The organism is Dyella sp. 333MFSha, from assembly GCF_900102405.1.
In the GTDB taxonomy this organism is placed as follows: domain Bacteria; phylum Pseudomonadota; class Gammaproteobacteria; order Xanthomonadales; family Rhodanobacteraceae; genus Luteibacter; species Luteibacter mycovicinus.
This window is the reverse complement of the sequence record NZ_FNBR01000004.1, coordinates 72,168-95,490: the sequence shown is the minus strand read 5'-3', so window position 1 is coordinate 95,490 and position 23,323 is coordinate 72,168. Positions and strand designations below refer to the sequence as shown.

Annotated in this window: 25 protein-coding genes and 1 other RNA gene; 8 read left to right on the top strand and 18 right to left on the bottom strand. The window is 65.4% G+C overall.

Annotation, left to right across the window (positions count from 1 at the left end; genetic code table 11):
* The 8 genes from folE to BLT40_RS15435 all read right to left on the bottom strand — a co-directional run bounded on the left by folE (position 1) and on the right by BLT40_RS15435 (position 4,715).
* The gene (folE, locus tag BLT40_RS15470) at positions 1-597 is read right to left on the bottom strand and encodes a GTP cyclohydrolase I FolE (protein ID WP_043692025.1); all 597 of its coding nucleotides are present in this window, start codon (positions 595-597) and stop codon (positions 1-3) included.
* A gap of 80 nt (positions 598-677) precedes the next feature.
* Positions 678-2,135, bottom strand: a complete 1,458-nt coding sequence (rmuC, locus tag BLT40_RS15465) for a DNA recombination protein RmuC (protein ID WP_090354712.1) — start codon at positions 2,133-2,135, stop codon at positions 678-680.
* A 61-nt stretch (positions 2,136-2,196) separates the two neighbouring features.
* Positions 2,197-2,853, bottom strand: coding sequence for a ribose-5-phosphate isomerase RpiA (gene rpiA, locus BLT40_RS15460; RefSeq protein WP_036116263.1), 657 nt, complete (start codon positions 2,851-2,853; stop codon positions 2,197-2,199).
* Positions 2,850-3,308, bottom strand: a complete 459-nt coding sequence (locus BLT40_RS15455) for an EVE domain-containing protein (protein ID WP_036116262.1) — start codon at positions 3,306-3,308, stop codon at positions 2,850-2,852. The genes rpiA and BLT40_RS15455 overlap by 4 nt, the downstream gene beginning before the upstream one ends.
* Positions 3,305-3,916, bottom strand: coding sequence for a 5-formyltetrahydrofolate cyclo-ligase (locus tag BLT40_RS15450; RefSeq protein ID WP_090354709.1), 612 nt, complete (start codon positions 3,914-3,916; stop codon positions 3,305-3,307). The genes BLT40_RS15455 and BLT40_RS15450 overlap by 4 nt, the downstream gene beginning before the upstream one ends.
* A 65-nt stretch (positions 3,917-3,981) precedes the next feature.
* Positions 3,982-4,165: non-coding RNA, 6S RNA (gene ssrS / locus BLT40_RS15445), on the bottom strand.
* Positions 4,166-4,172: 7 nt separating this feature from the next.
* Complete coding sequence (locus tag BLT40_RS15440) at positions 4,173-4,481, bottom strand: cell division protein ZapA (RefSeq protein WP_036116260.1); 309 nt, start codon at positions 4,479-4,481, stop codon at positions 4,173-4,175.
* Positions 4,482-4,490: 9 nt separating this feature from the next.
* On the bottom strand, positions 4,491-4,715 hold the full coding sequence (locus tag BLT40_RS15435) for a TIGR02449 family protein (protein WP_036116258.1): 225 nt from the start codon (positions 4,713-4,715) through the stop codon (positions 4,491-4,493).
* 115 nt (positions 4,716-4,830) lie between these two features.
* Between BLT40_RS15435 and BLT40_RS15430 the strand changes: the two genes are divergently transcribed.
* Genes BLT40_RS15430 through BLT40_RS15420 form a run of 3 tightly spaced genes read left to right on the top strand, consistent with a single transcriptional unit; the run spans position 4,831 to position 7,779 of the window.
* The gene (locus BLT40_RS15430) at positions 4,831-5,397 is read left to right on the top strand and encodes a UPF0149 family protein (RefSeq protein WP_036116256.1); all 567 of its coding nucleotides are present in this window, start codon (positions 4,831-4,833) and stop codon (positions 5,395-5,397) included.
* Positions 5,394-6,686, top strand: a complete 1,293-nt coding sequence (locus BLT40_RS15425; protein WP_090354707.1) for an aminopeptidase P N-terminal domain-containing protein — start codon at positions 5,394-5,396, stop codon at positions 6,684-6,686. The genes BLT40_RS15430 and BLT40_RS15425 overlap by 4 nt, the downstream gene beginning before the upstream one ends.
* A gap of 22 nt (positions 6,687-6,708) precedes the next feature.
* Positions 6,709-7,779: an acyltransferase family protein gene (locus BLT40_RS15420; protein ID WP_255364033.1), complete on the top strand. Its 1,071-nt coding sequence runs from the start codon at positions 6,709-6,711 to the stop codon at positions 7,777-7,779.
* Positions 7,780-7,815: 36 nt separating this feature from the next.
* Here BLT40_RS15420 and pepQ read toward each other — a convergent pair whose 3' ends face one another.
* The 8 genes from pepQ to rph form a co-directional block, all read right to left on the bottom strand.
* Positions 7,816-9,135, bottom strand: coding sequence for a Xaa-Pro dipeptidase (gene pepQ, locus BLT40_RS15415; RefSeq protein ID WP_090354704.1), 1,320 nt, complete (start codon positions 9,133-9,135; stop codon positions 7,816-7,818).
* A gap of 80 nt (positions 9,136-9,215) precedes the next feature.
* The gene (locus BLT40_RS15410; protein ID WP_090354702.1) at positions 9,216-9,830 is read right to left on the bottom strand and encodes a hypothetical protein; all 615 of its coding nucleotides are present in this window, start codon (positions 9,828-9,830) and stop codon (positions 9,216-9,218) included.
* 58 nt (positions 9,831-9,888) lie between these two features.
* A complete protein-coding gene (locus BLT40_RS15405) occupies positions 9,889-10,236 on the bottom strand; it encodes a hypothetical protein (protein WP_090354701.1) in 348 nt (115 codons plus the stop codon).
* Positions 10,233-12,452 carry a DUF1631 family protein gene (locus BLT40_RS15400; protein WP_090354700.1) on the bottom strand — a complete coding sequence of 740 codons (2,220 nt, stop codon included), beginning with the start codon at positions 12,450-12,452 and terminating at the stop codon, positions 10,233-10,235. The genes BLT40_RS15405 and BLT40_RS15400 overlap by 4 nt, the downstream gene beginning before the upstream one ends.
* Before the next feature lie 116 nt (positions 12,453-12,568).
* A complete protein-coding gene (gene hemW / locus BLT40_RS15395; protein ID WP_090354699.1) occupies positions 12,569-13,726 on the bottom strand; it encodes a radical SAM family heme chaperone HemW in 1,158 nt (385 codons plus the stop codon).
* A complete protein-coding gene (rdgB, locus tag BLT40_RS15390; protein WP_036116240.1) occupies positions 13,723-14,316 on the bottom strand; it encodes an RdgB/HAM1 family non-canonical purine NTP pyrophosphatase in 594 nt (197 codons plus the stop codon). Before rdgB ends, hemW begins: the two co-directional genes overlap by 4 nt.
* A gap of 3 nt (positions 14,317-14,319) precedes the next feature.
* Positions 14,320-14,832 carry a GNAT family N-acetyltransferase gene (locus BLT40_RS15385; RefSeq protein ID WP_036116239.1) on the bottom strand — a complete coding sequence of 171 codons (513 nt, stop codon included), beginning with the start codon at positions 14,830-14,832 and terminating at the stop codon, positions 14,320-14,322.
* A complete protein-coding gene (rph, locus tag BLT40_RS15380) occupies positions 14,829-15,560 on the bottom strand; it encodes a ribonuclease PH (protein WP_036116236.1) in 732 nt (243 codons plus the stop codon). The genes BLT40_RS15385 and rph overlap by 4 nt, the downstream gene beginning before the upstream one ends.
* Before the next feature lie 75 nt (positions 15,561-15,635).
* Here rph and BLT40_RS15375 point away from each other — a divergent pair, with 75 nt between their 5' ends.
* The 4 genes from BLT40_RS15375 (at position 15,636) to BLT40_RS15360 (ending at position 19,294) form a co-directional block, all read left to right on the top strand.
* The gene (locus BLT40_RS15375) at positions 15,636-16,499 is read left to right on the top strand and encodes a YicC/YloC family endoribonuclease (protein ID WP_036116235.1); all 864 of its coding nucleotides are present in this window, start codon (positions 15,636-15,638) and stop codon (positions 16,497-16,499) included.
* Positions 16,500-16,510: 11 nt separating this feature from the next.
* Entirely contained in the window at positions 16,511-17,431 is a 921-nt protein-coding gene (locus tag BLT40_RS15370) for a M14 family metallopeptidase (protein WP_090354697.1), read from the top strand.
* 665 nt (positions 17,432-18,096) lie between these two features.
* A complete protein-coding gene (locus BLT40_RS20125; protein ID WP_143025900.1) occupies positions 18,097-18,660 on the top strand; it encodes a DUF6932 family protein in 564 nt (187 codons plus the stop codon).
* Entirely contained in the window at positions 18,653-19,294 is a 642-nt protein-coding gene (locus BLT40_RS15360; RefSeq protein WP_036116232.1) for a hypothetical protein, read from the top strand. The genes BLT40_RS20125 and BLT40_RS15360 overlap by 8 nt, the downstream gene beginning before the upstream one ends.
* Before the next feature lie 50 nt (positions 19,295-19,344).
* On the opposite strand, the gene BLT40_RS15355 is transcribed toward BLT40_RS15360, so the two are convergent.
* On the bottom strand, positions 19,345-20,460 hold the full coding sequence (locus BLT40_RS15355; protein WP_090354695.1) for an alkene reductase: 1,116 nt from the start codon (positions 20,458-20,460) through the stop codon (positions 19,345-19,347).
* On the bottom strand, positions 20,457-20,969 hold the full coding sequence (locus tag BLT40_RS15350) for a lactoylglutathione lyase family protein (protein ID WP_090354692.1): 513 nt from the start codon (positions 20,967-20,969) through the stop codon (positions 20,457-20,459). Before BLT40_RS15350 ends, BLT40_RS15355 begins: the two co-directional genes overlap by 4 nt.
* Positions 20,970-21,080: 111 nt before the next feature.
* On the opposite strand from BLT40_RS15350, the gene BLT40_RS15345 reads away from it, so the two are divergent.
* The gene (locus BLT40_RS15345) at positions 21,081-23,267 is read left to right on the top strand and encodes a penicillin acylase family protein (protein WP_090354690.1); all 2,187 of its coding nucleotides are present in this window, start codon (positions 21,081-21,083) and stop codon (positions 23,265-23,267) included.
* Positions 23,268-23,323: the final 56 nt, after the last annotated feature.

Genomic DNA, 23,323 nt, shown 5'->3' with positions numbered 1-23,323 from the left:
TCAGCGACGGTCGACGCCGACGAAGCGAAGGAACTCACCCCGTGTGCGTGGATCTTCGCGGAAGCTGCCGAGCATCTGGCTGGTGATCATCGACACGCCGCGCTTGTGCACACCACGGGTGGTCATGCATTCGTGACTGGCGTCGATGACCACACCGACGCCGCGCGGACGCAGCGTGTCTTCGATGCAATGCGCGATCTGGGCGGTGAGCTTTTCCTGGACCTGGAAGCGACGGGCGAAACCATCGACCACCCGGGCCAGCTTGCTGATGCCGACGACGCGGTCGGTCGGCACGTAACCCACGTGCGCGCGGCCGATGATCGGCGCCATGTGATGCTCGCAATGGCTTTCGAACTCGATGTCGCGCAGGACGATCATTTCGTCGTAACCGGCCACTTCCTCGAAGGTGCGGCGCAGGTACTCGGCGGGATCTTCGTCGTAGCCCTTGAACCAGTCGCCATAGGCCTTGACCACGCGCTTGGGCGTGTCGAGCAGGCCTTCGCGGTTCGGATCCTCACCTGCCCAGAGCAGCAGGGTGCGTACGGCTTCTTCCGCCTGTTCGCGGCTGACCGGACGGGACTTGGCGTCGTCGCTCATCGGGGGAGGTTCCTTAACGGTGCAAACGACGATTGTAACGTGGGAGCAGGCCTGCTCGCGATGGCCCGGGAGGCCCCGGCTCAGTCCGAGGTGTCGTCCGCGGCCGCGTCGGGCTCATCGGCCGCACCCAGATCCAGCAGCTTCTGCGACTCTTCGCCACCCAGCGATTCGACGCCGCGGAGCTTGCGCTCGATGGCGCGGGTGCGGACTCCCGCGTTCTTGATGCTGTTGGTCGCCGAATCGAGCTGTTTCTGGGTGCGTTCCAGGACCGTGGCGAACTTGCCGAACTCGTTCTTGACCGCCGCCAGCACCTGCCAGACCTCGGACGAGCGCTTCTGGATGGCCAGGGTGCGGAAGCCCATCTGCAGGCTGTTGAGCAGGGCGGTGAGCGTGGTCGGGCCGGCGACGGTAACGCGATGGTCGCGCTGCAACTGGTCGGACAGGCCCGGCCGGCGGATGACCTCGGCGTACAGGCCTTCGGTGGGCAGGAAGAGAATAGCGAAGTCCGTGGTATGCGGCGGAGCGACGTACTTCGTGCGAATCCGCTTGGCTTCTTCCCGCACCCGTAGTTCCAGAGCCTTGCCGGCGACGAGCGCGCCTTCGACGTCCGCCGCGTCCTGGGCGTCCAGCAGACGCTGATAATCCTCGATCGGGTATTTCGCGTCGATCGGCAGCCATACCTGGGTGCCGTCATCGTCGGCGCCGGGCAGGCGGATGGCGTATTCCACGCGTTCGGCCGAACCGGGCACCGTGGCCACGTTGGCCGCGTACTGCTCGGCGATGAGAATCTGTTCGAGCAGGGCGCCCAACTGGACTTCGCCAAACGTGCCGCGGGTTTTCACGTTGGTCAGCACGCGCTTGAGGTCGCCGACGCCCGTGGCGAGGGCCTGCATTTCGCCGAGGCCGCGCTGGACGGCTTCCAGGCGCTCGGACACCAGCTGAAACGACTGGCCGAGACGGGTTTCGAGCGTGGATTGCAGCTTCTCATCCACGGTAGCGCGCATCTGCTCGAGCTTGGCCGCGTTGTCCTGCTGGATCGCGCCCAGACGGGTTTCCAGCGTGGCGCGCACCTCGGTCAGGCGCTTCTCGTTATCCACGGTAAGCGCGGCGAAGCGCTGGTCGATCAGTTCGCCGAAGTGCTTCAGGGTAACGGCGGATTCTTCGCGGGTCTTGCGCGAGTCGTCGGCCAGGCCCTGGCGAAGCGACTGCAGGCCGAGATCCGTGCGCTCGGTGAGCTGGTCGAGTCGCTTGCCGAAGGCTTCGATGCGCTCGTGCTGGCGCTCGGCGGCCAGTTGCAGCTGTTCCTGCACGTGACCGCGGAACTGGCCGAAACTCTCGCCGAGTTCGCCACGGCCGGCGCGCTGTTCGTCGCGCAGCACGGACTCGAGGCGGCGCGTGTCGTCGCGCAGCGCGTCCAGTTTCGCGGCACTGCCGTCGTCCTGTTGTCTGCCGTTGCGGGACATCAGGACGAAAAGCAGCGCCAGGCACGCCAGAACGGCGACCAGCAGGATGATAAGTAGGATGGATTCGAGGGTCATGGGGCGAGAGGGTACCTGTGTTCGCGATGATCCGCAGGCGCCAGGCTATCGCCAGGCCTTCTCAGATCTCGCGATTGCCCACGATCACCACATCGGCGGGCCGCTTCGCAAACAACCCCACAGCCACCACGCCGACGATCTGATTCAGATCCGCTTCCAGTTCCACGGGATTCGCGATGCGCCAGTTGTGCACGTCGAGGATCCAGTTGCCGTTGTCGGTCACGACGCCATCGCGCCACACCGGCTGGCCGCCACGCGCGACGATCTCGCGCGCCACATGGCTACGCGCCATCGGGATCACTTCGATGGGTAGTGGAAACTTGCCCAGCACGTCGACCTGCTTGCTCGCATCGATGATGCAGACGAATTTGTCGGAGGCGGCGGCGACGATCTTTTCGCGCGTGAGCGCGGCACCGCCACCCTTGATCAGGCGTCGCTGCGGATCGCACTCGTCGGCGCCGTCGACATAGAGGTCGAGGCGGCCGGCGGCGTTCAGGTCCAGCACGTCGATACCGAGCTTGCGCAGGCGATCGCTGGAGGCTTCGGAACTGGAGACGGCGGCCTTGATCCGGTCGCGGTACTGGGCCAGTTCGTCGATGAAGAAGTTCACGGTGGAACCGGTACCCACGCCGATGATGCCGCCCTTGAAACGGCCTTCACCCACGTAGCGGAAGGCGGCGGTTTCGGCGGCAAGGCGCTTCTCGTTGTCCTGGCTCATGCTTTTTCCAGCTTGAGGATGAAATCCCAGTCGCCTTTGGCTACCGGCATCACCGACAGCCGGTTGCCCTTGCGGACCAGCGGCATGTCCGCCAGTTCGTCACGGTTTTTCAGTTCGTCCAGCGAGATGGTGCGTGCGAGCTTGCGCTCGAACTTCACGTCGACCAGCATCCAGCGCGGTTCTTCGCGCGTGCTCTTCTCGTCGTAATACTTGGACTTGGCGTTGAACTGGCTCTCGTCCGGATACGCGGACGAAGCCACCGATGCGATGCCCACGATGCCGGGTACGTCGGTATTGGAGTGATAGAAGAAGATCTTGTCGCCGACCTTCATCCCGTCGCGCATGAAGTTGCGCGCCTGATAGTTGCGCACCCCGTCCCAGGGCTCGACACCCTTGCGTTTCAGATCGTCGATCGAGAAGGTGTCCGGCTCGGACTTCATGAGCCAGTACTTCATTCGGCGGGGCCCGTGCAGTCGATGAGCTCCTTGTCGGTGGCGATGTAGTCGAGCGGGATATCCCACTCGGCCCTCTCGATACCGTCGAGTTCCTGGAAGTCATAAGCCACGCCGACCAGCAGGGGCTGTGCCGGGCGCTTCTGATCGCGCAGGAATTCGAAGCTGCGGTCGTAGTAGCCGCCGCCGAAGCCGAGGCGGTTGCCCTTGCGGTCGAAGCCCAGCAGCGGCACCAGCACGAGGTCCAGCTTCGCGGCCTCGACGACGTGCCCGGAGGCTTTCGGCTCGGGGATGCCCATTTCGTTGGCCTCGACATCCTCGCCCGTGGTCCACGGTGCGAAGGTCAGACGGCGCTTGCCACCCGACTTGGTCACGATGGGCAGGTAGAACGTCTGCCCGCGCTCGGCGAGCGGGGCGATGGCCAGGTTCAGCGGCAATTCGCCGCCCGTGGCCCAGTAGCCGGCGACGTGCTTGTCGGTGAGGAATTCCGGCAGCTGTTCGAGCGAATGGCGCAGACCCTGGGCCGCTGCGACACGCTCGGCCGGCTTCAGCTGGCGTCGGCGCTGGACGAGGTCGGCTCGAAGTTCGCGTCTCTCGGGGAGCTTTGACATGGGACGATCAGCCGCGGTGGGGGCGCTGACCGGCCCCTGCGGACCGACCGGCTAAATAGGGAGAGGCGTTCTCCGCGATGCCGCTGCGCACCAAACGACCTTGATCCAAAGGATCAGGTGGGAGAGCTAGGCGGCATCAAGGCTTTCCGCACGAAGGCGGACATGCACAACAGCCACCAAAAGCCGACCCGGGGTCGTATGTAGGAACAAGGCAAATGTAAAGTGCGCTGGCGAACACCGCAGGGAACGCCTGCCGTCATTTTACCGGTGCGTCGAGCAGACCATCAAGCTTTCTGCGCAAAGCGGCCAGTCCGTCGGTCAGCACCTGTTCCTGCGAGCCGTGCTCCTTTCTGAGCGAAAGCAGCTCGTGGGCGATGCTGACGGCGGCCAGGACGGCCAGGCGATCGAAGCCAGGCGCCTTGGAATGCGACTTCAGCTCACGCATCTTGCCGTCGAGAAACCGGGCGGCGTCGATCAGGCCGTCACGTTCCTCCGGCGCGCACGCGATGTGAAACTCGCGATCGAGCAGGCGCAGGGATACCGGTTCGCTGGCGGTGGCATTCATAAGGAGGTATCAGCCCGTGTTCTCGAGCGCCTTGAGGCGCTGGATCATCGCTTCCACGCGGCTGCGCGCCTGTTCATTGCGCGCCATCAGCCCCGCACGTTCGTTCGCCAGCTGTTCCTGGCTGTGCCGCAGACTGCGGTTTTCCTCGGTAAGACGGCGAACGGTGTCGACGAGCCGGTCGAGCGTGGCGCTCAGGGCTTCCAGTTCAGTCTTGAAGGCGTCCGGGTTCGTCATGCGCGGACTATAACAGGACGTTTTCGCGCTGTCGGCAATCCGTGAAGCGGAAGGCAGGCGCAGCGTGAAGGCCGCTGCATTAGACTGACCGCTCAGTTTCCCAGGAGTACCCGCCATGTCGGCCAACCAGACCGTCGATCCGGAAGAGATCGCCGAACTCATCGCCCGTTGCAAGCTGTCCATATCGGTCAGTGAATTTCATGGCTCTCTCGTGGGTTACTTAAGTGCCGGCGGCCGTTTCCCTCACGGCTCCGTGCTGTCCGCCCTCGAATTCGAGCCCGATCCCGCACCCAATGCGGACGAGCAGGCCATGCTGACCCGGCTTCGCCATCAGACGGAAGAGTGGCTGGCCGACCCCGAGCTGACCTTTTCGCCGTGGCTTCCCGATGACGACGCACCCGTGCCGGAACGCGCGGAGGGCCTGACCGATTGGGTCCAGGGCTTCCTGGGCGGTTTCGGCCTCGGCGGCTCGGTCGAGGTCAACCGGGGCATGAGCGATGACGCCAAGGAAGTGCTGCAGGACATGGCCGGCATCGCCACCACGGAGTTCGAGTTCGACGCGGACGACGACGTCAACGACGAAAGCCTGACCGAGCTCGAAGAATTCGTTCGCGCTGGCGCCATGCTGCTGCACGCCGAACTCAGCCGCGCCTCCCGACCGGCCAACGACACCCTGCATTGATCGCCGCGGCCGAGTACGCCCGGCGGCGCCGGGAGCTGATGCGTATGACCGGTGAGGACGCGGTGGTGATCCTTGCCGCCGCTCCCGAGCGCATGCGCAATGCCGACGCCCCGTGGCCGTACCGACAGGACTCGGACTTTCATTACCTCACCGGCTTCGATGAGCCGGAAGCCGTGCTCGCCCTGCTGCCGGGGCGAGCGCACGGCGAAACCGTGCTGTTCTGCCGCGAGCGCGATGCCGAGCGCGAACGCTGGGATGGCGAGCGCATGGGCACCGATCGTGCGGCTCGCGAACTTCGTCTGGACGATGCCTTTCCCATCGACGATATCGACGACATCCTTCCGGGGATGATCGAGGGGCGCGCACGGGTCTACTGCCATTTCGGTCAGGAGCCCGACTTCGACGCACGGCTGCTCGCATGGATGCGTCGTTTACGCACCGCACGTGGCGGCGGGGTGGTGCCGAAAGACCTCGTCGCGCTCAGCCACCTGCTGCACGACATGCGGCTGTTCAAGTCGAAAGACGAACTGGCGCTGATGCGTCGCTCGGCGGGGGTGGCTGGGGCGGCGCACGTTGCGGCCATGGCGATCGCGCGACCCGGCGTTGCCGAGTACGAAATCGAAGGTGAGATCCTTCGCACGATTCGCGGCAAGGGCGCGTTTCCCGCCTTTCCCCCGACAGTGGCTGGCGGCGCCAACGCCTGCATCATGCATTACCAGGCCAACCGTGCGGTTCTGCGCGAGGGCGACCTGCTGCTGATCGACGCCGGCGCGGAAGTCGATTGCTATGCGTCCGACATCACGCGTACGTTCCCTGTCGGTGGTCGTTTCACGACGGAGCAGCGCGCGCTGTACGATATCGTGCATGAGGCGCAGCTGGCGGCTATCGACGCGGTGCGTCCGGGGCGTTCCTTTGCCGATTCGCACGACGCGGCCGTGCGAATTATCGCTGAAGGTCTTTGCGCTGTCGGGATACTTAAAGGTGGCACTGATCGCGTGATTGCGGAAGGCAGCTATAAGCCGTATTTCCCGAGCAAGACGGGGCACTGGCTCGGTCTCGATGTCCACGACGTCGGCGACTATCGCATCGATGGAGAGCCGCGCATTCTCGAAGAGGGCATGGTCGTCACGGTCGAGCCTGGAATTTACGTGCCGCCTGACGACAAACGCGTCGAGGAGCGCTGGCGAGGTATCGGTGTCCGCATCGAGGATGACGTGGCGGTCACGAAGGGCGCGCCGGATGTGATGACGGCGATGGTGCCGAAATCACCGGATGCGCTGGAGCGCTGACCATCGATATGACACGTTCCGAATGACGCCGAACACCATGCGCTACGGCTCGGTCGATGTGCTTCGCGGCCTCACCGTTGCGGCCATGCTTCTGGTTAACGACCCCGGCGACTGGGGCCACGTCTGGTGGCCGCTCGAGCACGCCGAATGGAACGGCTGCACACCCACCGATCTGGTCTTTCCGCTGTTCCTCTTTATCGTCGGCGTGTCGATCGCGCTGGCGATCGTGCCGCGTGTCGAAGCTGGTGCCGTGCAGGCGCCGATCCGCGATGCCGCCCTTCGCCGTGCGCTGCGTATCGTGGGCCTGGGACTGGCGTTGAACCTCATCGGGTGGCTCGCCATTCCGGAGGCGCATCTGCGTCTTCCGGGCGTTCTGCAGCGGATCGGTATCTGTTTCGCTTTCGCTTCGTTGCTAGCGATCTACGCACGGGCAGTGACTCGGGACATCGTCTGCGTTGGACTGCTCGTTCTGTACGGGGGACTGTTGCTGGCCGGTGGCATGTCGCCATGGACCAACTGGGCGAGCCAGGTCGACAGTACGGTATTCGGACCCTTCGTTTACGTCATCGATCCCGCGACGGGGCGTGGTCACGATCCGGAGGGCTTGCTTGCGACGCTTCCGTCGCTGGCGACCACGTTGATCGGCATGCGCGCCGGGGCGTGGTTGCGCACGGGCGCGCTGCGAAAGCTGCTTGTGGCCGCGGTCGTATTCGCCGTGGCGGGCTGGCTTCTACAGGCGGTCTGGCCGTTTAACAAGAACCTCTGGACACCAAGCTACGTGCTCTGGACGGCCGGGGTGTCGTTCGCACTGTTGTCCCTGGCTCACGTGCTGGTGGATCGGCGTGGCTGGCGCCTTCCAGGCCGAGCCTTTGGCAAGAACGCCATCGCGGCTTATGCGGGTTCCGGGCTGATGGTTTACCTGCTCATCGCCCTGGGTGTCACGGCGCCCCTGTACCGCATCGCTTTTGCGTCGTGGATGACGCCGCTGTTCGGCCCGTATGTTCCTTCGGCGGCGTGGGGTGTGGTGTTCGTGACGATCTGGTGGGGTGTCGTGCGCTGGATGGACCGGCGTGCGATCTATCTGAAGGTGTAGCGCGCGACCGTCGTGCGGTCGCGCGCAGGCGCGCTCCTACAGGAGGGCGAAGGCGTCGCGGGTCAGGTTTTCCGGCTCCCTCGCGGTGCAGACCACGTCGTCTTCGATGCGGATGCCGCCGTATTTGCGGAAGGCGTCGACCCTGGCCCAGTCGATGTCGCCCGAGAACGGCTTGTCCTTTAGTTCGGCCAGCAGCATGTCGATGAAGTAGATGCCCGGCTCGATGGTGACGACCATCCCGGCTTCGAGTTTGCGCGTCAGACGAAGGTATGGATGACCTTCGGGCTTGGCGATCGTGCCACCCGTCTCAGCCGCCTGGAAGCCGCCGACGTCGTGCACCTGCATGCCGATGCCGTGACCCAGCCCGTGCGGGAAGAAGGCGGACGATACACCCGATTCGACCGCGCTCTCGGCGCTCATGCGAATGAAGCCGTGCTCACGCAAGACGCCCGCGAGCACGTGGTGTGCATGGACATGCAGCTCCGGGTAGCTCTGGCCCGCACGCACCCTGGCGACGAACGACTGCTCGGCGGCATCGACGGAATCGATCAGTGCCTGGAATTCACCCGCGTTCTTGCCTGCATACGTGCGCGTGATGTCGCTGGCGTAGCCGGACGCGCTGGCACCGGCGTCGATCAGGAACGAGCGGCTGTCGGCCGGCGCGCTGCGGTCGAAGTTCGTGTAATGCAGAACGGCGCCGTGCTCGTTGAGGCCGACGATGCTGGCGTAAGGCAGCTCCGCGTCCAGCTGGCCGACGGCGGCCAGGTAGGCCTGATGAATGCCCAGTTCGCTGGCGCCTTCCCGGAAGGCACGCTCGGCGGCGCGGTGACCACGCGTGCCCCGACGGCTGGCCTCGCGCATGAGTTCGAGCTCATACGGCGTCTTGAACGCACGGTGATAGTGCAGGTGGTCGATGACCTCGGGCGGGTTGTTCGCCACGATGTCCTGGAGGCCGCAATGCTGATCGCCGATCACCGCGCTGCGTGCGAGTCCCGGCAGTTCGGCGATGGCGTCGGCCGCTTTACGCACGACGACGATGTCGAAGTGGTCGACCCAGTAACCGGTCGGCGCTTCGGGCACCACGTGCCAGTAGTCACGCGGCTGCAGGAAGACCAGCTTCGGTTTTTCGCCCGGGGTGTAGACCAGCCAGCTACCCGGCGCGTCGACCAGTGGCAGCCAGTGCTTGAAGTGCGGATTGACGATGAACGGGTAGTCCTGGTCGTCCAGGAACTTGGTGATCGGCCGGCCGGCGGGCACCACCAGATGCTCGAAGCCGCCGCGCGCCAGGGCGGTGTCGGTGCGCTCGCGCAGGGTCGCGAGGTGCTGGGGGTAAAGCGCGGCAAGCGCGTCGTTCATCGTGATCTCCGGGGAAGGGGAGTGGGGCAAACGTCAATGGTGCGCCTCCGTGCGCACCTAGCCAACCCCGGGGAGCGCTATCAGCCCCGGGCGAAGACCACGGCGTAGTCGCTGGCCAGATCGCCGAGCCGGTGGCGGAGCAGCGTCGCCGCGTGATCGGCGCCCGCGCCGGTGAGGGACCGCACATGGGCGCCGTAGAGGGTGATGGCGAAATGGCCCACCGCGAAGTCGTGACCGGGGGAGCGCCACTGGGTCAGCGGGGTCCAGTTGGCGCAGGAGGGGCAGGCCACGTAGGCGGAATCGGGCGCTTCGCACCACACCGCCAGGGCTTCCTCGAGGGCTTCGCTGCCATCGTCGCCGGGCGCGAGCGGCTGATTGCATTCGGGGCAGCGGATGCAGAAGCTGCCGTCATAGGGGCAGAAAATGCCATTCTCACGACCACCATCGATCAATATGGCGCCGCCCGTGCCGTCCTCACGCCAGCGATGACCGCTGGCATGCAGGCCGATCGCACGCACGCCGCTCTCGGCGAACAGCGGATCGTCGAGCACGGGGAAACAGGGGTCGGACGGGTTCGATGGCAGCGGCGCGATACTGCCTTCGCCGACCAGGCGCCGATACAGCTCGACGGCGGCGGCCGCGGCATCGTCGCGTTCGAGTTCGGTATCGACCAGGATCGTGGTGGCGTCGCTCATAAGGAGCGATGTTGACTCTCCGCGCGGGGCGTCGTAAAGCATGGACAAATGGCTCCGTTCAGTCCGGTGGCGGTCCGATCCACTCGTCGATGGCGCGAACGTCGTCGTCGCTCGCGGCCACGATGCGGTAGCCGGACCAGAACTGGCCGACGGCGGCCGCCGGTTCGTGCCACTGTTCCTGGAGGCCGATCTCGACGCGATGCTCGCCGTGCTGGGCGCCCGGCAGCATGAAAGCCACCTGGTGGACGGCACCGCTGCGCGGCGCATGAGGGCCCAGCAGCATCAGTCCCGTGGCCGAGAGATTGCCGAGCTGGCCGATCACGCGCTCGGTCATGACGTCCACGATCGGTATGGGTGAGGTGGCCCGCTTGCGCGGTGCGCGACGTTGTTCGAAATCGCGGTTCATGCGTGACCCGCCTTGCGCCGGGTGTCGTCACTGTCGCGACGCAGGTTGCGCGCGATAGCCTGCCAGGCCCGATCGATCAGCGACACGCGTTGCTCCCTCCACTCACGCGCTTCGTTCGTGGCGACGAGGCGGGCCAGGCGGGTGAGGTCGATATCGTCGGCACGGCCGCCGCGCTGGTTCACGAACAGGCAGCGGCCGGTGGCTGGCGAGAACCACGCCAGTTTGCGCCGGGTCTGGCTGCCGTCCGGCTGGGTGAATTCGAACCATGTACCGAAGCGAAGCGTGGCGAAACCGCCGTAGACGCGCCGCGCGGCGCCGTCCATGGGCGTCGGCTCGACGGCGGGGACCGGTTCGCCGTGCGCCGTGCCTTCGCCAAGGCGCGGCCGCTGCTTCAGGCGTACGGCCACGTCGGTCGGCGTGAGATCGGCATCGGTCGCTTCGCGTCCCGACGGCTCGAACAGTCCGCCAGCGACCTGCAGCGCTTCCGCGGGATGCATGCCCAGATGTTCCAGTCCCCGTTCGACTTCCACGCGCAGCTTCTGCACATCGGCGATCGGCCGGCGTCCGAGCAACTGATCGGTGACACCGAGGCAGTGAAGAAAAGCTTCGCCGTTCTCGCCACCGCGCAGGATGTGCAGCGCAAGCACGTCGGCCCACGTGCGTTCCAGCAGGATGCGCAGGACACCGCGTGGCGGCGCGTCGCCGGTCATGCGCTCACCCATGATCTCGGTGGCGCGCTGGCGCGCCCGCTCGAGACGGTCGCGACCTTCCATCGCTTCGATCTGCCGGCGCTCGGCGACATGCGCCTTGCGCGCCAGCATGGCGATCTGCTTCTCGATGTCCGCGCGCCACGCGGGGTCGATCACCTGCGCGTGGCTGGCTTCGACCACGAGTCGCTCGAGGCGGTCGACCAGTGCCGCATCCGGCTCGCCTTCGGCCGGATCGAGCCACTGGTGTGCGGCCTCGCTCACGGTATCGAGCAGCTGGCGCGCGGGGTGCTCGGGCTGGTCGAAGAAGCCGCGATCGTTGACGGCGGCACGCAGCATCGGCCACTGCAGTCCGCCCAGGACGGCGCGTGCCGGACTGCCGGCGGCGACCTGCTGGCCCAGGTTCTGGAACAGGAGGGCGGTGAGCTCCACCGTGTCGCCCTGTTCCTGCGACAGTTCAGCAAGCGGGGAGCCGGCCGGCCGGCTGCGGTTGAGCTGGGTGAGCAGTTCGTCGCGCAAGGCCTGGGCGCTACGGATTTCCCGCTGCGCCGCGTCGGTGACGTCACTCACGTGACCTTGCAGGGCGAGCAGCGCGGTCTGCAGTTCGTCGTCGGAGGCAAGACGGCCTGGAGCGAAACCGCCGCCACGTCCCGTCTGCACGCGCGTGGTCAGCAGGTCGCGCAGACTTTCGAGCACTCCGATGTGGCCCTCCGCGGTCGCCGTGGACGCGGCGGATGCATCGTGCGTCGTCGCGGTTCCCGCCACGGGCTCGCCCGGTTTCGACCGGCGCTCGGTCGTCGGCGTGGATGCGACGCGCACGTTGGGGTAGACACGGAATCCGGGCAGGATGCCGCGTGTACGGTAGTGCTCGTTGAGCGCTCCGTAGAACGATTCGCTCTGCGCCAGCACGCGTGCGTCCACCGCGTGGAACAGCAGAAGGCGATGGGCGGTGGTCAACGGCATCGGCTTGACCGCGGCGTTCAGTGCGGCGGCCAGTGCGCGCGGCCCGGCGGGTAGCGCCTCGCCTTCCAGTGGCGGGGTTCCCGCCAGCACCGCGAGGCGGTAACCCAGTTCGAACAGGCTGCTCGCGCTGCGCGCTTCACCGCGAGCGGCCATGCTGGCCAGCGCGTCCTCGATTTCCTGCTCTTCGGGATCGACGAGGCTGAGCCCCGTGGTCAGCTGACCGGCCAGAGACGGTTTGTGCTCCGCGCTCTCGCCCAGATGGCGGAAGCGCTCCGACAGGCAGGCCGCGAAACGGTTACGGAACGCCGGGCCATCGCGTTCGACGATGGTGCGGCTCTCGAAGCACGCTTGTTGCTCGAGATGGTTGCGGCTGCTCTCGGCGGACGCGAACAGGCGCCGGTCGAAATCGCGCAGCGACTCCCGCAAGGGCATGTCCAGCCACGTCAGGCAAAGCGACAGACCCTGCTGCGCTTCGCGCTCGGCGCGCGGCGACAGGGCGACGGGATGCGGTCCCGTCCGGCCGTACGGCGGCGTGCCTGGTGTCATGACTTAAGGTCCTCCCCGACCTTCGCAGGAAGTTTAGGTGTGCGGGCGGGTGCGACGCCAGCGAAACCATGGCGGGCTTACGGCTTACCACTTATGGAGTAGGCGGGCGCTAACCGTTACGCCATGAACGCTTCGATCACATCGTTGAGAAAGCGCTGGCCGAGCGCGGTGGTGCGCAGGACCGACGGGTCGTCCACCAGCCAGCCGCGCCGGAGGCAGAGCGAGAGACCCTGCGCGATCGTCTCCGGCGGCAGCCCGGTCCGTTGCGTGAAATCGGCCATGGGCACGCCATCGATCAGGCGCAACGCATTCAACATGTATTCGAAGGGCAGGTCGTCCGCACCGACGTAGCCGTCGCCACCGATACGCGCCGGCTGACCTGCGGACGCGAGATAGGCCGCAGGCAGGCGGGTTTTCCAGCGACGGCGCACGCCGCTGGCGTCGCTGATCTTGCCGTGTGCCCCGGCACCGATGCCGAGGTAGTCGCCGAAGCGCCAGTAGTTCAGGTTATGCGCGCAACGGCGGCCAGCCTGCGCATAAGCCGACACTTCGTACTGTCCGTAGCCGCCCTCCGCGAGGCGAACCTCGCAGGCTTCCTGGATCGCCCAGGCGGCATCGTCATCGGGCAGCGGCGGCGGGTTGGCGGCGAACGCCGTATTCGGCTCCAGCGTCAGCTGATAGTGCGAAATATGCGTCGGTGCCAGCGCGATGGCCTTGTCGACATCGTCAAGCGCGCCCGCCAGGTCCTGCTCGGGCAGGGCGTACATCAGGTCGATGTTGATATTGTCCAGTCCGGCGTCCTGCGCGCTGCGCACCGCGTTGGCGGCCTCGCTCGCGGAGTGGATGCGACCCAGACGGTGCAGCTTGGTGTTGTCGAAACTCTGCACGCCGAAGGAAATGCGGTTCACGCCCGCGGCGAGGTAGCCGTCGAAGCGGCCGTGCTCGACGGTGCCCGGGTTGGTTTCCAGCGTGACCTCGGCGTCGTGCGCGAACGCGAAGCGTTTTTTGGCGCCGTCCAGAAACCGTCCGACCAGCTCGGGCGAGAACAGGCTGGGGGTGCCGCCGCCGAAGAACACCGTGCCGATCGACCGGCCGTGCAGCGCCTCGCCCATGTCACGCAGATCCGCGTCGAGATCGGCCAGCAGCACGTCGACATACGTCGCGTACTCGGGTGTGCCGCGCACGCCGTGCGAGTTGAAATCGCAGTACGGGCATTTGCGCACGCACCACGGCATGTGGACGTAAAGCGACAGCGGCGGCGGGATCAGCGTCATGCGAGCTCGGCGAAGCGCGCCTTCAGCACGTCCAGCGCCTGGCCGCGATGGCTGAGGCGATTCTTCAGGGCGACATCGAGTTCCGCCGCGCTGACGTCGTAGCCGTCGGGCAGGAACAGCGGGTCGTAGCCGAAACCGCCCTCACCGCGTGGCGCCTCGAGAATGCGCCCATACCAGCGGCCTTCGGCGATCAGCGGCGCGGGGTCGTCCGCATGACGCAGCACCACCAGCACGGCGATGAAATACGCCGTGCGCTTGTCGGACGGCACGCCGTCGAGCTCGCGCAGCAGCTTCGCGTTGTTGGCGGCGCTGTCGCCGTGCGTGCCGGCATAGCGTGCGGCGTACAGGCCCGGGGCACCGTCCAGCGCGTCGACGCAGATGCCCGAATCGTCGGCCAGCGCGGGCAGTCCGGTGATACGCGCCGCGTGGCGCGCCTTGATCAGCGCATTCTCGACGAAGGTCAGGCCGGTCTCGTCCGCGTCGCTGACGCCGAGGCTGGTCTGCGCGACCAGCTCGACACCGCTGCCGGCGAGCAGCTGTTCCAGTTCCACGACCTTGCCGGCGTTACCGGATGCAAGTACGAAACGCATGGTTCAGAGATCTCCGGCCGTGAACTCGGGTGCGTAGTCCACGCGTCCGCGATAGCCGGTCAGTCCCTCGATCGTCAGCGGCAGCACCTGAAACGCGTTGCCGCCCTCGGATGCATCGTGCAGGCCATGCGCGGACGCCTTGCCGAAGCCGAACGTCGTGTAATACGCGGGCGAGCCCAGCACGAATATCGCTCGCGCGTCCTGCACGAAGCACGCGCCGATGCCTTCCTCGATCAGCGCATGGCCGATGCCCTGGCGCTGGTGGTCGGGGTGCACGGCGACGGGGGCCAGGCCCAGCGACTTCCCGTCGTCGCCTTCTTCGATCGAGACCGGCGACAGCAGCACGTGACCGATCACCGTGTCCTCGTCATCGACGGCGACCAGTGACACCGTGGCGCGGCCGGCGTCGACCAGCTTGCGCACCAGTGTCGCCTCCGCGTCGCGCCCGAAGGCGGCGCGGTGGATGGCGACGATGGCGTCGAGATCGGCGGCCGTGGCGGCACGGACCTCGGTCACGGGGCGGTCTCGAGTGCGGCGCGCTGCGCGGCCACCAATTCGTCGATGCCCTTGGCGGCCAGGTCGAGCAACGCGTTCATCTCGTCACGGCGGAACGCGTGGCCCTCGGCCGTACCCTGAACCTCGATAAAGCCGCCACCGTCGTTCATGACGACGTTCATGTCGGTATCGCAGTTGGAGTCTTCGGGGTAGTCGAGATCCAGCACCGGCACGCCGTTGTAAACGCCTACCGACACGGCGGCGATGGCGCCGAGAATCGGGTTGCGCTTGATCGCGTTGCGCTTCGTCAGCGTCGCGACCGCGTCGACCAGGGCCACGTAGGCACCGGTAATGGCGGCCGTGCGCGTGCCTCCGTCGGCCTGGATCACGTCGCAGTCCAGCGTGATGACGCGCTCGCCGAGGGCGGCACGGTCCACGCAGGCACGCAGCGAGCGGCCGATCAGCCGCTGGATTTCCATGGTGCGGCCGCCCTGGCCGCCGCGCGCGGCTTCGCGCTGCGTGCGGTCGGTGGTGGCGCGGGGCAGCATGCCGTACTCGGCGGTGACCCAGCCCTCGCCCTTGCCGCGCAGCCAGGGTGGGACGCGCTCTTCGATCGACGCGGTGCACAGCACCTTGGTGTCGCCGAACGACACGAGGACGGAGCCCTCGGCGTGGCGGGTGTAGTGGCGTTCGATGGTGACGGGGCGCAGCTGGTCGGCTGCGCGTCCGCTCGGGCGGGAGAAAGTCATGGAGAGCCTGATTTGGGCGCGGGCGGTGGGTCAGTTTACCATTGCGCCCTTTCCTCCAGCGCAAGCGAGCCTTCGATGATCCGCAGCATGACCGCTTACGCCTCCGCCGAGCGCGCCGGCCCGTCCGGCACGCTCACCTGCGAGCTGCGTACCGTGAACCACCGGTACCTCGAGATCAGCCCCCGGCTGCCCGAGGACATGCGCGGCTTCGAGAGCGCCCTGCGCGAGCGGATCGGCGCCCGGCTGTCCCGTGGCAAGGTCGATATCACGGTGCGCCTGCGCGCCGAGGCCGGTGCGGCGGAAGGCCCGCAGGTCAACGGCGCGGTGCTGGCGCGCCTGTCCGAGCTGGCGCTGGACTTCGAGCAGCGCTTCCCGCGGATGACCATCGAGTTCACGGAACTGCTCCGCTTCCCGGGCGTGCTCCAGCAGCCGGAAACCGACGCCGACGCCCTGCAGGTCGCCCTGCTGGACGTGCTCGAGCGAGCCCTGGTTGCCCTCAACGACACCCGCGCCCGTGAAGGCCAGAAGCTGGGCGAGATGCTGAAAGAACGTCTGGACGGCATCGAGAAGATCGTGGCCGACGTCCGCGTCTGGCTGCCGGAGATCCAGGCCGCCCTGCGCGCCCGCCTCGAGGGACGCCTTGCCGATATCCGGCAGCCGGTGGAGCCGGGCCGTCTGGAGCAGGAACTGGTGCTGCAGATCACGCGTGTCGACGTGGACGAAGAGCTGGATCGCCTGACCACCCATATCGCCGAGGCACGTCGCGTGCTGGCGCTGAAAGAGCCGGTCGGCCGTCGTCTCGACTTCCTCATGCAGGAATTCAACCGCGAAGCGAATACGCTCGGGTCGAAGTCGGTCGATTCGCGTACGACGAACGCCGCCGTCGAGCTCAAGGTGTTGATCGAGCAGATGCGTGAGCAGGTGCAGAACATCGAATGAGCCACCCCACCATGAATACCCCTGCATACCCCGTCGGCACGCCCGGTCAGCCCTGGAACGCATCTGACGTTGCCGCCTGGCGCGCACGTCAGGTGAAGACGCGTACCTACGCGGATGACGTCCTGCGTGCCATTGAGCCGCTGCACGAACGTTTCGATGTGAGCGAATACGGCCGCCTCATGTATGCGGAAGGCGAATACCCGCTGCTGGCGATCCGTAGCCGTGGCTGGAACGACCAGCTTCCCGTTTTGCTCGTCACCGGTGGCGTACACGGATACGAGACCAGTGGCGTCGAAGGCGCGCTGCAGTTCGTGCGTGAGCATGGCGACGATTACGCCGGTCATGCCAACCTTCTGGTCGTGCCTTGCGTGAGCCCGTGGGCCTATGAGCGCATCCTGCGCTGGAACCCGGAAGCGATCGACCCCAACCGCAACTTCGTCGTCGACAGCCCGGCGGCGGAGTCGGCCGCGCTGGTCGAACTGCTGGCGCCGCTCGTCGATGCCGTGCTGGTGCACATCGATCTGCACGAGACCACCGACTCCGACGAATCGGAATTCCGCCCGGCACTGGCCGCGCGCGATGGCGTCGATTACGAGCCGGGTGAGATCCCCGACGGGTTCTACCTCGTCGACGATTCAGGCAACCCGCAGCCGGCGTTCCAGAACGCCATCATCGAGGCGGTCGCCAAGGTCACCCATATCGCACCCGCCGATGCGCAGGGCGAAATCATCGGCTCGCCGGTCGTCGCGCCGGGCGTGATCGAATACGACGTCAAAAAACTCGGGCTCTGCGCAGGCATCACCAACGCCCGCTATGTCACGACCACCGAGGTCTATCCGGACAGCCCGCGCGCGACGCCTCAGCAGTGCAACGATGCCCAGGTGGCGGCGGTGCGCGCGGCTTTCGACTACGCGCTGGCACATCGGACCTGAAGCAATCGGCGCTCAGAAGGTCGCCATCAGCTGCGCGCCGATAGCCACCGCATCCGGCTCGTGCCGGCAGGCCGGGGAAGGGGTCCCGATACATCGCATCGAGCGAATACCAGCGGGTGATCCGGGTGCTATGGCGGTCGGCCCACATCCACTCGGCCGCCATGGTCAGCCCGCGGCGTGTGTCTCCTGGCTCGTGGAAAACCTTCTGAGACCCGATCGCGTAGAACCCGGATCGGCCGCTCACGCGTCCCGCTTGTCCTTCGCGCGCCACCCGCGACGTATCCAGATAGCCGCTGAGCTTAAGTTCATCCGCCTCGGGCCGACCGGGTGCGATGAAGTGGATGTCCAATTCCAGCGGCAGCATGGCCCCGGTCGATCGTTGAGCGTGATGTGCATCGAGCCCGACGCCCACGTCGTCAACTTGCCGAGGTCGAGGTAGCAGAGGTGCTGAAGCTGCTGGAGGTGCTACATTCTGCCGTGCCAAAGCGACAATTTACCGCTGCATCGGCGTGCAAACACCTGCGAATCGGGCAAACCAGCGCTGTCCGCGCAGCAAGCTGGGCCGCCGGTCTGGGCAAAGCCTACTCACAGCATCGGCCGACGCTGGTCGTTCAGAACTTTGCTCACACGCATGCTCAGCCGATCACTTCACGGACGGCGGGGCCATGATTCCGGCATTCGATTTCTCGGGCGTCCTTCCGCCCTATACAGGCAGCGCCCAGGCGATAGATGGGCGCTCTCCGTATCCGGTGAGCCTCCGTGAAGTTCACGAGCGCCTGGCTACGTCTCCTGCCCGAAAAGAGCTATTCGACGGCCTTTTGCGCTATCGCGAAGCCCTCCGAGGCTTCGGCATCGTCGACGGTTTCCAGTGGCTCGACGGCAGCTTCGTCGAAGACGTCGAGCGAACCGAAAATCGTTGTCCGCGCGACATCGATGTCGTCACGTTCGCGCGTCGCCCGCGCCATCTCCGGCGAGACGAAGCCTGGTGGACGGCGATGGATGAGCGCGGCGACCTGTTCGCGGCGCATCGGACCAAGCTGATGTTCCGATGTGATGCCTATTGCATCGACCTCGATGCACGATCATTGTGGCTCATGCGCCAGATAACCTATTGGCACGGACTGTTCTCACACCGTCGTGAAAGCAATCGATGGAAGGGCATGCTTCAGGTCGATCTTGTCGATTCTGATGAGCTCGCCTTAGCAACGAAAGGATTAAATAGTGAGTAACTTCTCAAACATAGAGTGGCTACGCGCCGACCTTGGAGCGGCACGCGACATGCTTCGGTCTGCTCGCGCCTATCGTGACCCGCTAGCCATCTTGCAATACAAATGCAGGATAGAGGCGATCGAGGCGGACCTCGAAGCGGCGCTCAACGAAAAAAGTGAGACCGCTACCGCGACAATTTTCTTCGGCGGCCGTCCGCTTGTCGGATCCAGAGGCGTGGATATTCTCTTCGCGAGTAAGGCTCTTGAGCTCTTCCAGCAGGTATTGCTTGCCCAGTGCGCAGGCGACCGTAGTGCTATGCGAGACAGCGCCCTGCTCATGGTGACGGGCTTTGACAGAAGCTCGATGAGCTTTCAGCTTGAGGAGGAGGCAGCGCCGGGAATGATGGCAACGGGGCTAGCGGACTCCCTCGATCAACTTAGCCAAACTCTTGCGCTGTGCGCTGGACCTGGGGATGAGTGGCGTGCGATGTTGGCTCGGGTCGACGAAGGGCTATACAGCATGCTTCAGGAATGGTTTGTCTTCCTCGATAGTGCCGATGCCTCCGTCAGAATCATTCAACGGATGCGCGACTGTGATCTCAGTCGCGAAGGCGTGGCACTCGCTCGCGAACGACTGAGCCACGCCTCACGGTAACAGGGTTGGCTCCCACCGGCTCTACCGGCCGCCACGGGTTACTTCGTGCGTTAGACCGCGTTTGTGGCCCCGTAGAACGGGTAGTCCGTATAACCCCGCGCATTGCCGCCGTAATATGTCGCCTGGTCCGCCTTGGCCACCGGCCAGCCATGACGATAACGATCGACGAGGTCGGGATTGGCGATATACGGCGCCCCGAAGGCGGCCAGATCGATCAGCCCGTCCGCGATCATCGCGTTGGCCTTTGCGAGGTCGAGGCCGCCCGCAAGGATCAGCGTGCCGCCATAGGCGGCCCGGAATCTCGCGAGGAACCCATCCGGCATGGCGGGTGCGCCACGGCTGGCCTGATCCATGATGTGGACATACGCGATGTTGCGCTTGCCCAGTTCACGTACCAGATAGAGGAAGGTCTCCTCTTCACCTTCGAAGTCGCCCAGGTCATGCAGACGTCCGAATGGCGAGAGTCGAATGCCCACCTTCGCGGCGCCGATGGCGGCGATGCACGCATCCACGACATCGAGTGCGAAGCGTGCGCGGTGTTCGACCGTGTCGCCGCCATAGGCATCGGTGCGGTCGTTGACGGCGCCGTTGATGAACTGCTCGACGAGGTAGCCGTTGGCACCGTGGATTTCCACGCCGTCGAAGCCGGCGGCGACGGCGTTGGTCGCCGCGCGCGCGAAATCGGCGACCACGCGCGGCACTTCGTCGGTGCCAAGCGCGTGCGGCGTGCTGGCGGCAACGAAAGCCGGGTTGCCGTCCGCGTCATAACCGAACGCCGTGCAACCGGCGGCCGGACGTTTAGTGGAACTTACCGGTGCCGCACCGTTTTCCTGGAGCGACGTGTGCGACATGCGTCCGACGTGCCAGATCTGCGTGAAGATGACGCCCCCGAGATCGTGCACCGCGTCGGTCACCTTGCGCCAGGCCGTCACCTGCTCGTCGTTCCACAGGCCCGGGCAGTCGACGAAGCCATTGCCTTCCCGCGAGATCGGCGTGCCTTCGGTGACGATCAGGCCGGCTCCGGAGCGCTGGCGGTAATAACGCACGGTATCGTCCGTGGGCACATAGCCCGGGGCGCGCGCACGCGTCATGGGTGCCATGACCGCGCGATTCTTCAGCGGTACGCCCGAGAGGTCATAGGCGTCGAAGAGCCTCATCGTGTTCATGCGTCCGCTGCCTTGCCGTACGCGCCCGCGGAATAGGTCAGCTCATAGCTGTGGCTGTAGATCTCGAGGATGTTGCCGAACGGGTCTTCCATGTAGACCATGCGATAGGGCTTCTCGCCGGGAAAATATTCGCGCACGGGCATGCGCTGCTTGCCGCCCGCGGCGACGATCTTCGCCGCCAGACCCTCGACGTCAGGATCCTGCACGCAGAAATGAAAGACGCTGGTCTTCCAGTATTCGAAGTTGTTGTCCGGGCGCTGCGCGTTACGGAACTGAAAGATCTCCACGCCCACGCGGTCGCCCGTGGACATATGCGCGATGCGGAACGAACCCCAGCCGGCGCCGAATACGTCGGTGCACATCACGCCGATGGCGCTGTCGTCTTCCTCGATCGTGGTCGGCGGCATGATGAGGTACCAGCCCATGGCCTCGGTATAGAAGGTGACGGCGGCGTCCAGATCGGTGACGGAGAGGCCGATATGGGAAAAACTGCGTGGATAGGTCGACATGGCGCGCTTCCTCGATTTATCCGTGTGAAGCTAATAGCGCATCGCCATAATGGGAATGACTATCCCGTTATCGTGTTGATTAGATATTCTTATGGTTACCAAGGGGAATGCATGTCCGTACGTCGCCTCTGGTTGTGTCTGCCCCTGCTTCTGGCGCTGACGGCCGTATCGTCCGTCCAGGCCGCCGACGATGCGGTTCGCTGGAAACACGAGGCGGGCGCGGTCACCATCCAGCGCGATGACTGGGGCATCGCCCATGTGCATGGCAAGACGGATGCCGATGCCGTTTTCGGCATGGCGTATGCCCAGGCCGAGGACGACTTCAACCGCGTCGAGACCAACTATCTGGTCTCGCTCGGTCGACTGGCGGAAGCGGAAGGGGAGTCGGCCCTGTGGCAGGACCTGCGCCAGAAACTTTTCGTCGACCCGAACGATCTCAAGGCGCTCTATGCGCGCAGCCCCGCGTGGCTCAAGTCGCTGATGAATGCCTGGGCGGACGGACTGAACGACTACCTGGCCACCCATCCGGACGTGCATCCGCGGGTCATCACGCATTTCGAACCCTGGATGGCGCTGAGCTTCAGCGAAGGCAGCATCGGCGGCGACATCGAGCGTGCATCGACGAAGGGCTTGCAGGCCTTCTATGGCAAGGACCCGGAAGGTGCCCTGGCACAGTTCACGCCACCCTCCAGCTGGTGGGAGCCCACGGGCTCCAATGGCATCGCCATCGCGCCGAAGCTGACGACGAACGGTCATGCCTTGCTGCTGATCAATCCGCATACCTCGTTCTTCTTCCGCTCCGAGTTGCAGATGTCCAGCGACGAGGGTCTCGACGCTTATGGCGCGGTGACCTGGGGTCAGTTCTTCATCTATCAGGGCTTTAACAAGCACATCGGCTGGATGCATACGTCGACCGGTGCCGATGTTGTCGACGAATTCGCCGAGACCATCGTGCAGAAGGACGGCAAGCCCTTCTACCGTTACGGGAGTGAGCTTCGTCCGGTCACGTCGCGCAACGTCGCCGTACCGTATCGCACGGCGGATGGCTCGCGCGCCGCGCGTACCTTCACGGTGTACGCCACGCACCACGGTCCCATTGTGCGTGCCGAGGGCGATAAGTGGATTGCTCTTGCGTTGATGAACAAGCCGCTCGAAGCACTGCAGCAGAGCTGGCTTCGGACCAAGGCCAACGATTACGCCGCGTACATGAAGGTCGCGGACCTCAAGGCAAATTCGTCGAACAACACGATCTACGCAGACGATAAGGGCCACATCGCGTACCTGCATCCGCAGTTCATCCCGAACCGCGACAACCGCTTCGATTATACGAAGCCGGTCGACGGCAGCGATCCGGCGACGGACTGGAAGAGCCTGTTGCCGCTCGACAAGGCGCCACACCTGCTCGACCCGCCGATGGGCTGGATCTTCAACACCAACGACTGGCCGTACTCAGCAGCGGGCACCGACAGTCCGAAGCAGGCTGACTTTCCGCGCTACATGGACGCGGTTGGCGAGAATCCGCGTGGCCTGCATGCGACGCGCGTACTGACGGGACGACACGATTTCACGCAGGCGTCGTTGATTGACGCGGCGTTCGATTCGTATCTCCCGGCCTTCGCCCGACAGTTGCCGATCCTGATCGCCGATTACGACGCATTGCCGTCGTCCGACCCACGTAAGAAGACCCTGGCCGGGCCGATCGGCCTCCTGCGTACCTGGGACTATCGCTGGGGCGTCACGTCGATGCCGACGTCACTGGCGGTGTTCTGGGGCGACATCCTCTGGGACAAGGCGAGCAAGCTCGACTCCGAAGAGGGGCTCAGTGTCTACGACAGGATGGCGGAGAAGGCGGGGCCCGACGTGAGGCTCGCCGCGCTATCCGAAGCGGTCGATCGTCTGCAGAAGGACTTCGGTAGCTGGGGTGTGCCCTGGGGTGAGGTCAACCGGTATCAACGTGTCGACGGTGCGATCAAACAGGAGTTCGACGACGGCAAACCGAGCATCCCGGTGCCTTTTACCTCGTCGCGCTGGGGTTCGCTCGCCTCCTTCGGTGCGCATCGCTGGCCGGGAACGAAGCGCTATTACGGAACCAGCGGCAATAGCTTCATCGCGGTGGTCGAGTTCGGTGACAAAGTGAGCGCCCGCGCGATCACTGCGGGCGGTGAGAGCGGTGATCCTGCGTCGAAGCATTTCAACGACGAGGCGGAGCGTTACACCACGGGCAACCTGCGTAAAGTGTATTTCTGGCCAGAGGATCTGCAGGGCCACTTCGAACGCACCTATCATCCTGGCGAATAATCGATTTACACGGGGGAATCTATGGCACGGTCTGTGGGGTTGCGAGCAGGGCTCGC

Coding starts and splice junctions, on each gene's coding strand:
- BLT40_RS15400 (WP_090354700.1), bottom strand. CDS start 12,452: ATGACACCAGGCACGCCGCCGTACGGCCGGACGGGACCGCATCCCGTC.
- rph (WP_036116236.1), bottom strand. CDS start 15,560: ATGACTTTCTCCCGCCCGAGCGGACGCGCAGCCGACCAGCTGCGCCCC.
- BLT40_RS15455 (WP_036116262.1), bottom strand. CDS start 3,308: ATGAAGTACTGGCTCATGAAGTCCGAGCCGGACACCTTCTCGATCGAC.
- rdgB (WP_036116240.1), bottom strand. CDS start 14,316: ATGCGTTTCGTACTTGCATCCGGTAACGCCGGCAAGGTCGTGGAACTG.
- BLT40_RS15345 (WP_090354690.1), top strand. CDS start 21,081: ATGTCCGTACGTCGCCTCTGGTTGTGTCTGCCCCTGCTTCTGGCGCTG.
- BLT40_RS15370 (WP_090354697.1), top strand. CDS start 16,511: ATGAATACCCCTGCATACCCCGTCGGCACGCCCGGTCAGCCCTGGAAC.
- BLT40_RS15420 (WP_255364033.1), top strand. CDS start 6,709: ATGACGCCGAACACCATGCGCTACGGCTCGGTCGATGTGCTTCGCGGC.
- rmuC (WP_090354712.1), bottom strand. CDS start 2,135: ATGACCCTCGAATCCATCCTACTTATCATCCTGCTGGTCGCCGTTCTG.
- BLT40_RS15375 (WP_036116235.1), top strand. CDS start 15,636: ATGATCCGCAGCATGACCGCTTACGCCTCCGCCGAGCGCGCCGGCCCG.
- BLT40_RS15355 (WP_090354695.1), bottom strand. CDS start 20,460: ATGAACACGATGAGGCTCTTCGACGCCTATGACCTCTCGGGCGTACCG.
- pepQ (WP_090354704.1), bottom strand. CDS start 9,135: ATGAACGACGCGCTTGCCGCGCTTTACCCCCAGCACCTCGCGACCCTG.
- folE (WP_043692025.1), bottom strand. CDS start 597: ATGAGCGACGACGCCAAGTCCCGTCCGGTCAGCCGCGAACAGGCGGAA.
- BLT40_RS15435 (WP_036116258.1), bottom strand. CDS start 4,715: ATGACGAACCCGGACGCCTTCAAGACTGAACTGGAAGCCCTGAGCGCC.
- BLT40_RS15430 (WP_036116256.1), top strand. CDS start 4,831: ATGTCGGCCAACCAGACCGTCGATCCGGAAGAGATCGCCGAACTCATC.
- BLT40_RS15410 (WP_090354702.1), bottom strand. CDS start 9,830: ATGAGCGACGCCACCACGATCCTGGTCGATACCGAACTCGAACGCGAC.
- rpiA (WP_036116263.1), bottom strand. CDS start 2,853: ATGAGCCAGGACAACGAGAAGCGCCTTGCCGCCGAAACCGCCGCCTTC.
- BLT40_RS15450 (WP_090354709.1), bottom strand. CDS start 3,916: ATGTCAAAGCTCCCCGAGAGACGCGAACTTCGAGCCGACCTCGTCCAG.
- BLT40_RS15350 (WP_090354692.1), bottom strand. CDS start 20,969: ATGTCGACCTATCCACGCAGTTTTTCCCATATCGGCCTCTCCGTCACC.
- BLT40_RS15405 (WP_090354701.1), bottom strand. CDS start 10,236: ATGAACCGCGATTTCGAACAACGTCGCGCACCGCGCAAGCGGGCCACC.
- BLT40_RS20125 (WP_143025900.1), top strand. CDS start 18,097: ATGATTCCGGCATTCGATTTCTCGGGCGTCCTTCCGCCCTATACAGGC.
- BLT40_RS15440 (WP_036116260.1), bottom strand. CDS start 4,481: ATGAATGCCACCGCCAGCGAACCGGTATCCCTGCGCCTGCTCGATCGC.
- hemW (WP_090354699.1), bottom strand. CDS start 13,726: ATGACGCTGATCCCGCCGCCGCTGTCGCTTTACGTCCACATGCCGTGG.